General features: G+C 41.8%; 2 rRNA genes. Both read right to left on the bottom strand.

Features of this window, described 5'->3' with window-relative positions:
- Positions 1-105, bottom strand: a 5S ribosomal RNA gene (rrf, locus tag AC0C45_RS30160); the annotation flags it as partial.
- Between the two features lie 108 nt (positions 106-213).
- A 23S ribosomal RNA gene (locus AC0C45_RS30155) occupies positions 214-304 on the bottom strand; the annotation flags it as partial.

Raw genomic sequence — 304 nt, 5'->3', positions numbered from 1 at the left:
TCCTACTCTCACAGGGACAAAGTCCCAACTACCATTGGCGCTAAAGAGCTTAACTTCCGTGTTCGGTATGGGAACGGGTGTGACCTCTTCGCTATCGCCACCAGACATATTATATTATACATGATTTGATAAAGAAAGCAAGACTTTTTTAAAAAGTTTTGTTCTCTCAAAACTAGGTAACAGTTTGCTGAGTAAAGCTTACGCTTTTAAAGTTTGGTTAAGTCCTCGATCGATTAGTATCAGTCAGCTACACATGTCGCCACGCTTCCACCTCTGACCTATCAACCTGATCATCTTTCAGGGA

The sequence above is a fragment of the Priestia sp. VA7 genome (assembly GCF_055710015.1).
This window is presented reverse-complemented; position numbering and strand designations above follow the sequence as displayed.